General features: G+C 65.3%; 8 protein-coding genes. All 8 read left to right on the top strand.

Annotation, left to right across the window (positions count from 1 at the left end; translation table 11 throughout):
* Nucleotides 1-102 precede the first annotated feature (102 nt).
* Complete coding sequence (locus XdyCFBP7245_RS14945; RefSeq protein WP_104616361.1) at nucleotides 103-1,698, top strand: aldehyde dehydrogenase family protein; 1,596 nt, start codon at nucleotides 103-105, stop codon at nucleotides 1,696-1,698.
* Nucleotides 1,695-2,894, top strand: coding sequence for a M24 family metallopeptidase (locus XdyCFBP7245_RS14940; RefSeq protein WP_104616360.1), 1,200 nt, complete (start codon nucleotides 1,695-1,697; stop codon nucleotides 2,892-2,894). The genes XdyCFBP7245_RS14945 and XdyCFBP7245_RS14940 overlap by 4 nt, the downstream gene beginning before the upstream one ends.
* A gap of 123 nt (nucleotides 2,895-3,017) precedes the next feature.
* Entirely contained in the window at nucleotides 3,018-4,835 is a 1,818-nt protein-coding gene (locus XdyCFBP7245_RS14935) for a DUF885 domain-containing protein (protein WP_104616359.1), read from the top strand.
* Complete coding sequence (locus XdyCFBP7245_RS14930) at nucleotides 4,832-6,661, top strand: DUF885 domain-containing protein (RefSeq protein ID WP_104616358.1); 1,830 nt, start codon at nucleotides 4,832-4,834, stop codon at nucleotides 6,659-6,661. Before XdyCFBP7245_RS14935 ends, XdyCFBP7245_RS14930 begins: the two co-directional genes overlap by 4 nt.
* 64 nt (nucleotides 6,662-6,725) lie before the next feature.
* Nucleotides 6,726-8,312, top strand: coding sequence for an APC family permease (locus tag XdyCFBP7245_RS14925; protein ID WP_104616357.1), 1,587 nt, complete (start codon nucleotides 6,726-6,728; stop codon nucleotides 8,310-8,312).
* Complete coding sequence (locus XdyCFBP7245_RS14920; protein WP_104616356.1) at nucleotides 8,302-10,650, top strand: S9 family peptidase; 2,349 nt, start codon at nucleotides 8,302-8,304, stop codon at nucleotides 10,648-10,650. Before XdyCFBP7245_RS14925 ends, XdyCFBP7245_RS14920 begins: the two co-directional genes overlap by 11 nt.
* Nucleotides 10,647-12,287, top strand: coding sequence for a DUF5597 domain-containing protein (locus XdyCFBP7245_RS14915; protein ID WP_386261582.1), 1,641 nt, complete (start codon nucleotides 10,647-10,649; stop codon nucleotides 12,285-12,287). Before XdyCFBP7245_RS14920 ends, XdyCFBP7245_RS14915 begins: the two co-directional genes overlap by 4 nt.
* 92 nt (nucleotides 12,288-12,379) lie before the next feature.
* Complete coding sequence (locus tag XdyCFBP7245_RS14910) at nucleotides 12,380-12,676, top strand: flagellar basal body rod protein FlgC (RefSeq protein ID WP_104616355.1); 297 nt, start codon at nucleotides 12,380-12,382, stop codon at nucleotides 12,674-12,676.
* Nucleotides 12,677-12,798 lie beyond the last annotated feature (122 nt).

The following is a 12,798-nucleotide window of genomic DNA, read 5'->3' as shown; positions in this document are numbered from 1 at the left end:
CGATGCGGATGTCGCGTTTGATACGGCATCGGCATCGGCCCCTTGGTCGGCCGCTGCCGCACGCGGCGCACAGGTCGATTCCATGCAATTGAAGGTGCCGCAATGAACGAGACGATCCAACCCATTCTGCTGGCCGGCCAATGGCAGACCAGTCACGCGGCGACGGGCAGTTTCCGCGCCGCCAACCCCGCCACGGGCGAGGCGATCGGGCCGCTGTTTCCGGTCAGCGGTGCCGACGATATCGAAACCGCGCTGAGCGCCGCGCAAGCAGTCGCCGCCGAGTTGGCCGCCGCGCCGGCCGAGCGGATTGCCGCATTTCTGGACGCATACGCCGGTGCGCTGGATGCCGACGCCGACACCCTGGTCGCACTCGCGCATGCAGAAACCGCATTGCCGGCGCCCACGCGTTTACGTGGCAATGAGCTGCCGCGCACCAGCGGCCAGTTGCGTCAGGCCGCAAACGCGGTGCGCAGCTACAGCTGGACCAACCCCATCATCGACACCGCCGCCGATCTGCGCTCGCATCTGGCGCCCCTGGGCAAGCCGGTGCTGGTGTTTGGCCCCAACAATTTCCCGTTCGCGTTCAACGCGATTGCCGGCAGCGATTTCGCCTCTGCCATTGCTGCGCGCAACCCGGTGATCGCCAAGGCGCACCCGCTGCATCCGGCCACCAGCCAGCGCATGGCGCAACTCGCGCATCAGGCACTGGTGGGCGCGGGTCTGCCGGCGGCGGCGGTGCAGTTGCTGTATCACTTCGACAATACCGTCGGCGTGCGCCTGGCCGGCGATGCGCGCCTGGGCGCCATCGGGTTTACCGGTAGCCGCGCGGGCGGGCTGGCGTTGAAGGCGGCGGCGGATGCGGCCGGCGTGCCGTTCTATGCCGAGCTGTCCAGCGTCAACCCGGTGTTTCTGTTGCCGGGCGCGCTGGCCGAGCGCTGCGACGCGCTGGCGCAAGAGTTTTTTGCCTCATGCACCTTGGGCAGCGGCCAGTTCTGCACCAATCCCGGTGTGGTGGTGGTACCGCACGGCGCGGCGGGCGATGCATTCGTTGCGGCCACCAAGGCGCATTTCGATGCGGCCATGCCGATGGTGCTGTTCTCGGCTGCAGGAGTGGATGGCGTGCAACGTGGGGTCGCGAGCTTGCGCGCTGCCGGCGCCGCAGTGCTGGCGGGCGGCCACACCGGTGAGGACGGCTATCGCTATGCGCCGACCTTGCTGAGCGTGGAGGCATCGGCATTTCTCGCCAAGCCGCATGCGCTGCAGACCGAGGCATTCGGCCCGGTGAGTCTGCTGGTGCGTGCGCAGGACAGCGCGCAGATGGCGCAGCTGGCCGCCGCATTCGAAGGCAACCTGACCGGCACGTTGTATCGTGCTGTCGATGGCAGCGACGATGCGGCATGGCAGGCCATCGCACCGGTGCTGCGTGCGCGGGTGGGCCGGTTGATCAACAGCAAGATGCCGACCGGCGTGGCGGTCAGCGCCGCGCAAAACCATGGCGGCCCGTTCCCGAGTACCGGACATCCGGGCTTCACCGCGGTGGGCATGCCAGGCGCGATCCGCCGCTTTGCCGCCTTGTACAGTTACGACGCCGTCCCGGATGCCTTGCTGCCGCCGGAACTGCGCCAGCACAATCCCGGCGGTGTCGCGCGGCTGGTCGATGGGCAGTGGAGCACCGCCGATCTGGGAGCGGGCACATGAGCACGCAGATCGGCGGTCTGTCGTTGGAACAGGCGCGCGCACAACTGGCGCCCTGGGCGCCGCGCGCCGCGCCGATCGCCGCCGACGAGTACGCAAAGCGCATCGAACGCGCACGCGGGCTGATGCGCGCACATGGTGTGGACGCGTTGTTGATCGGTGCCGGCACGTCCTTGCGCTATTTCACCGGCGTGCCGTGGGGCGCCAGCGAGCGGCTGGTCGCCGCGTTGCTGACCCTGGACGGCGACCCGGTGCTGCTCTGCCCGGCGTTCGAGGAGGGCTCGTTGGACGCGGTGCTGCAGGTTCCGGTGGCGAAGTACCTGTGGGAAGAACACGAAGACCCTTACGCGCTGGCGGTGCAGGCGATGGACGACCGCCATGCGCACGCACTGGCGTTGGATCCGGGCATCGCCTTCGCCGTGCACACCGGCTTGCGCGCGCATTTGGGCACGGCCATCCGTGATGCGGGCGTCATCATCGACGGCTGCCGCATGTGCAAGTCGCCGGCCGAGCTGGCGCTGATGCAGCAGGCCTGCGACATGACGCTGCTGGTGCAACGGCTGGCCGCGGGCATCGCGCACGAAGGCATCGGTACCGATCAGCTGGTGCGCTTCATCGACGAGGCGCATCGCGCGCTGGGCGCGGACAACGGCTCGACCTTCTGCATCGTGCAGTTCGGGCATGCCACGGCGTTTCCGCACGGCATTCCCGGCGTGCAGCACTTACGCGAAGGCGAGCTGGTGCTGATCGATACCGGTTGCACCGTGCAGGGCTACCACTCCGATATCACTCGCACCTGGAGTTACGGCACGCCCAGCGATGCGCAAGGGCGCATCTGGGACCTGGAGCAGGCCGCGCAGGCGGCGGCATTTGCGGCGATCCGCCCGGGCGCGGCCTGCGAGGCGGTGGACCAGGCCGCGCGCACCGTGTTGGAAGCGGCCGGGCTGGGCCCGGATTACCGGTTGCCGGGGTTGCCGCATCGCACCGGCCATGGCTGCGGTCTGGCCATTCACGAGGCGCCGTATCTGGTGCGCGGCAACGCGCTGCCGCTACAGCCGGGCATGTGCGCCAGCAACGAACCGATGATTGTGGTGCCGGGGCAGTTCGGCGTGCGGCTGGAAGACCATTTCTACGTCACCGATGCCGGCGCGCAGTGGTTTACGCCGCCTTCTATCGCCATCGATCAACCGTTTGCCTGAGTCCGCACAGGCAAACCAACCGTAGGAGCGCACCCGGGCGCGACGAGGCGACGGGCATTCCCGAGAAAGCCAGTCGCGCCCGGGCGCGCTCCTACCGCCGTCCCTGCATTCTGGAGTCACTGCATGAAGCACCTGCGTCCTGTCGCCATCGGCCTGCTTGCAGCCGCATTGTTCACCGCCTGCAAACCGGCGCCGTCCACGCCGGATCGTCCGGCCGCCACTGCGGCAGCCGTACCTGGCGAACAGGCAGCCAAGGCCTTCGATGCGCTGCTGGACAAACAGTGGCAATACCAGCTGCAGCACAGCCCCGAGTTCGCCAGCATCATCGGCGACAAACGCTATAACGACCGCTGGAGCGACTACTCGCTGGAGGCCGTACAGGCCGACCGCAGCGCCACCGCCGCGCTGCTCACGCAATTCGAAGCAGTGGATGCCAAGGCGCTGGATGAGCAACGTCAGCTCAGCCTGCAGATGATGCTCGGCCAGTTGCGCGACAAGCTCGAAGGCATCGACCTGAAGACCTATGCGATGCCGCTGGAGCCGATCGGCGGCATCCAGCTGGCGCTGGCCGGCTATGGCGATGCGTTTCCGTTCGAAAACGCCAAGGATTACCAGGATTACATCACCCGGCTGCAGGCGATCCCGACGGTGATCGATCAGGTCATTGCGGTGTCGCGGCAGGGCGCCAAAGAGGGCCTGGTGCAGCCGAAATATCTGCTGGAGCGCCTGCCCGAGCAGATCGACAAGATCGCGGCACTGACCGGCGAGCAGAGCCCGTTCGCCTCGCCGCTGAAAAAGCTCGACGCCGCGGTGCCGGCCGATCAACGCGCTGCACTACGCACGCAACTGCTTGCGGCGATCGATCAACAGGTGCGTCCGGCCTACGGCAAGCTGGCGGCATTCGTGCGCGACGAATACGCCGCACAAGGCCGCAGCTCCGAAGGCATCTGGTCGCTGCCCGATGGCGAGCGCCGTTATCGCTACGCCATCCATACCCAGACCACCACCGACATGGCGCCGGAGGAGATCCATCAGATCGGGTTGAAGGAAGTGGCGCGCATCGAAGGCGAGATGGCGGTGATCGCCAAGGCGCAGGGCTTTGCCGATCTGGCCAGCTTCCGCAAGGCGGTGGAGACCGACAAGCGGCACTTCGCCACCTCCGGCGAGCAGATCCTGCGGCAGTACCGCCAGTACATCGCCGCGATGGAGCCGGAGCTGCCCAAGTTGTTCGGGCACCTGCCCAAGACCGCGCTGGAGGTGCAGGCGATGCCAGCCTTCCGCCGCGCTGCGCCGGGCGCCGAATATTGGCAAAGCAATCCGGAAGGCACCAAGCCGGCCATCGTGAAGGTCAACACCAGCGACTTCGCCAGCCGCACCTTGATCAACATCGAAACCACCGCCTATCACGAAGGCGTGCCCGGCCATCACCTGCAGATCTCGCTTGCGCAGACGCTGCCGTTGCCGCCGTTCCGCCAGCAGGCCGGCTACAACGCCTATATCGAAGGCTGGGCGCTGTATGCCGAGCGCCTGGGCAAGGAGATCGGTTTCTTCAAGGACCCGTATAACGACTACGGCCGCCTGTCCGGTGAGTTGCTGCGCGCCAACCGCCTGGTGCTGGATACCGGAGTGCATTACAAGCGCTGGAATCGCCAGCAGATGGTGGATTTTTTCCACGCCCATCCGTCCGATGACGAGCCCAGCATCCAGTCCGAAACCGATCGCTACATCGTGTGGCCGGGGCAGGCGCTGGGCTACAAACTGGGGCAGTTGCAGATCCTGGCGCTGCGTGCCGAAGCGGAAAAAACACTCGGCGAACGTTTCGATGTGCGCGCCTTCCACGATGCGGTGCTCGGTGGCGGCGCAATGCCGTTGGCGATGTTGCAGCAACGCATGCGGCAGTGGATTGCGCAGGCCAAGGCAGCGCCGGAGGCACGCCAATGACGACCAGCACCGTGTGGCGTGCCAGCGCATTGAGTGTCTTGATTGCAGCCAGTGTGGGTGGCACCGCATTGCAGGCGCAGGCCGCAGCACCCGCATCAGCCACGCAAGACAGTGCAGCAGCGCGCTTCAAGGCGCTGTACACGCGCGAATGGCGCTGGCGCCAGGCGCAGCTGTCCGGCGCGGTGGATGAAGACAACCAGGCCACGCAAGACAAGCAGTCCGACCATCTGCCCAAGGTCGATGCGGCCACGCAAAACCTGCGCACTGCGTACTGGCAACAGGCCTTGAAAGAGCTGGATGCAATTCCGCAGGCGCAGCTGTCGGCCGACGATCAGGTGAGCTACCAGGTGTATCGGCAGCAGCTGCAGGTGCTGCTGGACCAGCAACGGTTTCGCGCCTGGGAAATGCCGTTCAACAGCGACTCGGCGTTCTGGAGCGACCTGGGCTTCAGCGCGCAGGCCACGCTACGCACGCGCGATGACTATCAGCGCTATCTGAAGATGCTGGCCGATATCCCGCGCTATTTCGCCGAGCACACCGACAATATGCGCGCCGGCCTGGCGCGCGGCTTCAGCCAACCGAAGGTCACGTTGACCGGGCGCGACCAGTCCATCGCCGATGTGGTGCAGGCCAGGGGCGAGGCCAATCCGTTCTACGCACCGTTCAAAACGATGCCGGCCACGCTGCCGGCGGACGTGCAAGCACAGCTGCGTGCGCAGGCAGTGGCAACCATCGACGCACAGGTGGTGCCCGCATATGCAACGTTGCTGGATTTCATCCGCACAGAGTATCAGCCGCGTGCGCGCACGACGCTGGCCGGGGAAGCCTTGCCTGATGGCCAGGCCTATTATCGCGCGCAGATTCGCGAGTTCACCACGCTGGAGCTGAGTCCGGACCAGATCCATCAGATCGGTTTGCAGGAAGTCGCCAAGCTGCGCAAGCAGATGGACGCCACCATTGCCGAGAGCGGCTTCAAGCCACCGGCCGGGCAGGCGGTGTTCCCGGCGTTTCTGCACTTTCTGCGCACCGACCCGCAGTTTTATGCCAAGACGCCGGAAGAACTGCTCAAGCAGGCGGCATGGATCGCCAAGCGGGTGGATGCCAAGGTGGGCGATTACGTCGGCCGGCTGCCGCGTCGCCGTTTCGCGATCGAACCGGTACCGCCGGAGCTGGCGCCGTTCTACACCGGTGGCCGCGGCGGCCCCGGCGTTTATCTGGTCAATACCTACAACCTGCCATCGCGGCCGTTGTACAACCTGACCGCACTGACGCTGCACGAGTCCTCGCCCGGCCATGCCTTGCAGATGCCGCTGGCCGCAGAAGCGCAGGGGCTGCCGGCGTTTCGCCGCTATAGCTATATCTCGGCGTATGGCGAAGGCTGGGCACTGTATTCGGAGTATCTGGGCCAGGAAATGGGCATGTACGACACGCCCTATGATCGCTTCGGCTATCTCACCTATCAGATGTGGCGCGCCTGCCGGCTGGTGATCGACACCGGAATCCACCACAAGGGCTGGACGCGGCAACAGGCGCAAGCCTACCTGCGCGATAACACCGCGCTGAGCGAGCACGAAGTCACCACCGAGGTGGATCGCTACATTGCATGGCCCGGGCAGGCGCTGTCGTATTACCTGGGCGAGGTGAAGATTCTAGAGCTGCGCCACAAGGCCGAAACGGCGCTTGGCGAAAAATTCGACTTGCGCCATTTCCACGATGCGGTGCTGCAGACCGGCTCGGTGCCGTTGCCGGTGCTGGAGGCGCGCATCGCGCGCTTCATTGCCGACGGTGGCGTGTCGCCGTATCCGGACGACACCACCGACGATTGATGCACCACCACCACGGGTGCGGCGTTACTGCCGTCACCGCGCTTTCCACTCTTCGGGGCGACGTATGACAACACACGGTGCGACCACGCAAGGCAAGTTCCACAAGCGACTGAGCCTGACCGACCTGACCTTTATCGGCCTGGGTTCCATTTTCGGCTCGGGGTGGTTGTTTTCCGCAAGCCATGTGTCTTCGATCGCCGGGCCGGCCGGCATCCTGTCATGGATTCTCGGCGGCATTGCGGTGTTGCTGCTGGGGCTGGTGTATTGCGAACTCGGTGCCGCACTGCCGCGGGCGGGCGGGGTAGTGCGTTACCCGGAGTATTCGCACGGTGCCTTGCTGGGCTCGTTGACCGGCTTCATCACCTTGATCGCATTTTCCAGCCTGATTGCGATCGAGGTGGAAGCCGCGCGGCAATATGCGGCAGCGTGGTTTCCTTGGCTGAGTCAGCCAGGCAGCAGCCATCCCAGCGTGTGGGGCTGGTTGGTGCAGCTGGCTTTGCTGCTGCTGTTCTTCGTGCTCAACTACTTCAGCGTCAAGACCTTTGCGCTGGCCAACAACATCGTCAGCATCTTCAAGTTTCTGGTGCCGATCCTGGTGATCGTGCTGCTGATGAAGCACTTCAACGCAGACAACCTGAGCGTGCATGGGTTCGCCCCGTCGGGCATGGCCGGGGTGGAAGCGGCGATCTCCGCCGGTGGCATCATCTTTGCGTATCTGGGGCTCACCCCCATCGTGTCGGTGGCCAGCGAAGTGCGCGACCCGCAGCGCAATATTCCCATTGCCTTGATCCTGTCCGTGGCGCTGTCCACGGTGATCTATGTGCTGCTGCAACTTGCCTTTCTGGGCAGTATTCCGGCCGCGCAACTTGCGCAGGGCTGGAGCGGCATCGACAAGGCATTTTCGTTGCCGTATCACGACATCGCGCTGGCCTTGGGCATGGCATGGCTGGCGGCGCTGGTGATCTGCGATGCGATGGTCTCGCCCAGCGGCACCGGCAATATCTACATGAATGCCACGCCGCGCGTGGTGTATGGCTGGGCACGCAGCGGTGGATTTCTGCCGGTGCTGACGCGAGTAGACCCGGCGTCGGGGATTCCGCGTCCGGCGTTGTGGTTGAGCCTGGGGCTGTCGATCTTCTGGACGCTGCCGTTCCCGTCATGGGAGACGCTGATCGGGGTGGTATCGGCCGCCTTGGTGCTGAGCTATGCGGTGGCGCCGGTAACGGTGGCTGCCTTGCGCCGCAGCGCGCCGGACTTGCCGCGGCCGTTCTATGTGCGCGGTTTGACGGTGTTGGGGCCGCTGTCGTTCATGGTGGCGGCGTTGATCGTGTACTGGTCCACCTGGCCCACCTTGTCGTGGTTGCTTGGCCTGCAAGTGTTCGCCTTTGTCCTGTACGTGCTGTACCGGTTGCCATCGCGCGAGGGCAGAGCGCGCTTGCTGCGTCAGGTGCGTGCGTCGCTGTGGTTGATCGTGTTCTTCGTGCTGGTGATGGCGGTGTCGTGGGCCGGTACGTTTGGCGGCCACGGCTGGATCGCGCATCCGTTCGATACCCTGAGCGTGGCGGTGATTGCGTTCTTCATCTATCACTGGGGCGCGCGCAGCGGCTTGCGCAATGACGAACTGGCATTGGAAGAAGACGATGGCGAATGACGCCTGGCGTCACGCATGGATAACGCAGGCGGCGCGCGTCATCGCCGCCTGCATGCTGTTGCTCGCGGCCACTGCGCAGGCGGCGCCCAGTGTGGCCGATTACCAACGCTCGCTCGGCCTGCGCGCGCGCTGGAGCACGTTGACCGAAAACGTCGCCTGGCCAGCGCAGTGGCAGGACGACGGCACGTTCTATTACCGTAAGACCGTGCCTGGCGGGTTCGCTTTCATCCGCGTGGACGTTGCCACATTGCACAAGCAGCCGGCCTTCGACCAGGCGCGCGTGGCGCAGGCGCTGCAAGCTGCCACTGGCGTCGCCTATACGGCGTTGGGGTTGCCGTTCGAGCAGTTTGTGTACTCGCAGGAAGGCACGCGTGCGGATGGCGCGATCGTGTTCGCCATTGAGGACGCTGCGTGGCGCTGCACCTTGACCACGTATCAGTGCGCGCCCGACGCCCCCGGCCGGCAGCCGCAGTTGCAGCAGCGGCCGCGCGGCTTTGGCGTGGTGCGCGACCCGGACGTGGCGGCCGACACCACCCCGCGCCGCTCGCCCGACGGGCAGTGGGAGGCGCTGGCCGATGGCTGGAACCTGGTCGTGCGCCGGGTGGCCGATGGCCACCTCGTGCAGCGCACCGACGATGGCCGTGCCGAGGATTATTTCGATCCGGACAGCATTGCCTGGTCGCCTGATTCGCAGCAGCTGGCGGTGTATCGGGTGCGGCCTGGTACTGCGCGCCGGGTCACCCGTGTGGAAGCCGCGCCTGTCGGACGTCTTGAGCCGGTGGTGCACACCCAGCTGTATCCCAAGCCGGGCGATGCGGTGGATGTGGAACGGCCGGTGCTGATGGCGGTGGATGGCACACGCCGCGTGGTGGACAACGCGTTGTTCGCCACACCGTACTCGTTGTCGCCGCTGCAGTGGCGGGCGGATGGGCGCAGTGTGAGCTTTGAGTACGTGCAACGCGGGTTTCAGCGCATGCGCGTGATTGCGATCGATGCCGCCACAGGGCAGGCGCATGTGGCAGTGGGCGAGGACGCACGCACGTTCGTCTATGCCGACCGCAGCTTTCGCCATGAGGTGGATGCGCATGGCGACCAGATTCTGTGGATCTCCGAGCGCGACGGTTGGCGACATCTGTATCTGTACGACGGCCATAACAGCACCATCATCGAGCAGGTCACCCAGGGGCCCTGGGTGGTGCGCGATGTGCTGAAGGTCGACGATGCGCAGCGCCGCATCTGGTTCACCGCCAGCGGCATGGATGCCGGCAAGGACCCGTACTATCACCAGCTCTACAGCGTGGATTTCGATGGGCGCAACTTGACGCGACTGACCACCGCCGATGCCGATCACGAGGTGGCGATTGCAGACGATGGCCGGCATTACGTCGATGTCTACTCGCGCCCGGATCTGCCGCCGGTGATGGAGCTGCATGCCATCGACGGCCGGCTGTTGCAGCAAGTGGAACGCGGCAACATCGATCGGTTGCTTGCCGCAGGCTGGCGTGCGCCGGAAACTTTCGTCGCCAAGGGCCGCGACGGCCGCACCGACATCTGGGGCATGGTGGTGCGGCCGCGCGATTACGACCCGCACAAAAAATACCCGGTGATCGAAAACATCTACGCCGGCCCGCACGACTCGTTCGTGCCCAAAACGTTCTGGCCGTTCGGCTATCACTCCGGCGGCGACAAACAGATCGGCATGCAGGCGCAGGCGGATCTGGGCTTCATCGTGGTGATGATCGACGGCATGGGCACCGCCAACCGCTCCAAGGCCTTTCATGATGCGGCGTGGAAGAACCTGGGCGATTCCGGATTCCCCGATCGCATCGCCTGGCATCGTGCACTGGCGGCCAAAGATCCTTCCTACGACATCAGTCGAGTTGGTATTTACGGCGCTTCTGCCGGTGGGCAGAGCACCTTGGGCGCGCTCGAGCGCCATCCGGATTTCTACAAGGTGGGCGTGGCGTTCGCCGGTTGCTACGACAACCGCATGGACAAGATCAGCTGGAACGAGCAGTGGATGGGGTGGCCGGTGGATGCCAGCTATGCCGCTGCCTCGGGGGTGGTCAATGCGGCCAAGCTGCAGGGCGACCTGCTGCTGATCGTCGGCGAGCAGGACAGCAACGTGGATCCTGCCTCCACCGCACAGGTGGCCGATGCCTTGATCAAGGCCGGCAAGGACTTCGACCTGCTCAACGTGCCGGGCGGCGAGCATTCGGTGGGCCGCTCCAGCGGGCCGATCGACTACGTGCAACGCCGCCAGTACGACTTCTTCGTGCGCCACCTGCTCGGGCAGCCCACGCCGCATTGGAATTCATCCACCCCGGAGGCTCGTTGATGCTGTTTGCCCGTTTATCCGCCATGCGCCGGCGTGGCCGCGCGGTTGTCTGCCGGTGTGTGCTGTCGTTGCTGGCAGTCGCGATGACACCGGCAGCATGCGCGGAAGAAATGCCACGCTTCGTCAGCCAGAACGGCCGCCATGCGGTCTTCGTCGATGGTGCGCCGTATACGATGTTGGCCGCGCAATTGCATAACTCCAGCGCATGGCCGGCAGTGTTGCCGCAGGCACTGGACGAGGTGGTCGCGCTGCATGCAAACACCGTGGAAGCGCCGGTATATTGGGAGCAGTTCGAGCCGGCACCGGGCCGTTTCGACACCACCAATGTGGATGCGTTGATCGCCGGCGCACGCAAGCGCGGCCTGCGCGTTGCACTGCTGTGGTTCGGCAGCTGGAAGAACGGCCAGATGCATTACGTGCCGGAGTGGATCAAGCGCGACGATGCCACGTATCCGCGCATGCGCGATGCCGATGGCACGCCGGTGGATGTGCTATCCCCGCATGTAGCCGCCAATGTGCAGGCCGATGCGCGTGCGTTCACCGCGTTGATGCAGCATCTGCGCAAGGTCGATGGCGACCGCCACACAGTGATTCTGGTGCAGGTGGAAAACGAACCCGGTGCCATCGGCACGGTGCGCGACCACGGACCGGCCGGCGAGGCGGCGTTTGCGCAGCCGGTGCCTGCAGCAATCGCAAAGGCGTTGGGCAAGCCGCAGGGCAGCTGGCAGCAGCTGTTCGGTGCCGAGGCAGCGGAAGCCTTCAATGCGCATGCCACCGCCGCGTATATCGAACAGGTGGCCGCGGCCGGCAAGCGTGCGTATCCGCTGCCGCTCTACGTCAATACCTGGCTGCGCTACAAGGGCAAGCGCTACCCGGGCATGGATTACCCGTCCGGCGGCGCAACGGTGAATGTGTTCGCACTGTGGCGCGCGGCCACGCCGTCCATCGACTTCATCGGCACCGACATCTACACCAGCGATTACAACGAATACACCAAGGTCATCGGCCAGTACGCGCGGCCGGATAATCCGGCCTGGGTGTCGGAGACCGGCTTCGAAGCGGCCACCGCGCCGTATCTGTTTCATGTGCTGGGGCAGGGCGGGATCGGGTTTTCGGTGTTCGGCATGGACGGCAACCCGGATAGCGACGCCAATCGCGCTGCCGTCGCTGCGCATGCGGCCAATTTCAAGTTGTTGGCGCCGCTGCAACGCGTGCTGGCGCAGGCCGCCTTCGACGGACGGCTGCAAGCCATTGCCGAGCAGCCCGGCATGCCGCAACGCACCCTGCGCTTTGGCGATTGGCAGGCCAAGGTGTCGTTCGGCGCGCCGTTGTGGGGCGATGCGCCGGCGATCCTGCCGGGCAACGACGATCACGGCGGGCGGCTGCTGGTGGCGCAGCTGGGGCCGGAGGAGTTTCTGGTCACCGGCATGGCCGCGCGCATTGAATTTTTCCGCGAGGCGGCCGATACCCGTCATGGACAGCTGTTGCGGGTGGAGCAGGGGCGGTATGTCGACGGGCGCTGGCAGGTGGAAAAGCAGCTCAACGGCGACCAGACCGACTACGGGCTCAACTTCGGCCGCGGGGGTCCGGCCAGCCAGGAACCTGTCGTGCTGCGGGTGCGCGTCGGTTCTTACTGAGCCTTGCTGATCGTGTCGTTGCCGCCCTTCGCATGCTGTCTGCAACGCGTGGGTACTTGTTTGCATCCACTAACCGCCACACCGGAGCCACCATGAGCATCAGCAGCATCGCCAGTTCCGGAATGCAGGTCGCCGCGCTGCGTCAGCAGGTGGCCGCCAGCAATGTGGCCCGCCAGCCGGTGGACGGCAGTCCGCGTCAGGCCGTTGCGGCCAGCACGCAAGCCAATGGTGGAGTGGCGGCCAGCGTGGTCGATGCCAGCTCCGATCCTTCTGCGCCAGCCACTGATCTGGTCGAAGGGCTATCGGCACGCAACGATTTCCAGGCCAACGCCGCTGCGCTACGGCGCTCCGACGAGATGTTGGGTAGCTTGTTGGACGTATTGAGCTGAGAGCCCGGAGTGGACGACGGCCGTTGTCGATCTAAGGAAGGTCTGAATAACGATGCCTGAGAGGGCAGAATGTCCGCATCGTTCCGGAGAATCGCGTTTGGATCTTCGGAGTTTCGCCATTT

Origin of the sequence: Xanthomonas dyei (assembly GCF_002939865.1) — a bacterium.
Taxonomy (GTDB): Bacteria; Pseudomonadota; Gammaproteobacteria; order Xanthomonadales; family Xanthomonadaceae; genus Xanthomonas; species Xanthomonas dyei.
This window is presented reverse-complemented; position numbering and strand designations above follow the sequence as displayed.

What these genes read in the sequence shown, in the direction of transcription:
- XdyCFBP7245_RS14920 (WP_104616356.1), top strand. Translation starts at nt 8,302, where the DNA reads ATGGCGAATGACGCCTGGCGTCACGCATGGATAACGCAGGCGGCGCGC.
- XdyCFBP7245_RS14910 (WP_104616355.1), top strand. Translation starts at nt 12,380, where the DNA reads ATGAGCATCAGCAGCATCGCCAGTTCCGGAATGCAGGTCGCCGCGCTG.
- XdyCFBP7245_RS14935 (WP_104616359.1), top strand. Translation starts at nt 3,018, where the DNA reads ATGAAGCACCTGCGTCCTGTCGCCATCGGCCTGCTTGCAGCCGCATTG.
- XdyCFBP7245_RS14940 (WP_104616360.1), top strand. Translation starts at nt 1,695, where the DNA reads ATGAGCACGCAGATCGGCGGTCTGTCGTTGGAACAGGCGCGCGCACAA.
- XdyCFBP7245_RS14925 (WP_104616357.1), top strand. Translation starts at nt 6,726, where the DNA reads ATGACAACACACGGTGCGACCACGCAAGGCAAGTTCCACAAGCGACTG.
- XdyCFBP7245_RS14930 (WP_104616358.1), top strand. Translation starts at nt 4,832, where the DNA reads ATGACGACCAGCACCGTGTGGCGTGCCAGCGCATTGAGTGTCTTGATT.
- XdyCFBP7245_RS14945 (WP_104616361.1), top strand. Translation starts at nt 103, where the DNA reads ATGAACGAGACGATCCAACCCATTCTGCTGGCCGGCCAATGGCAGACC.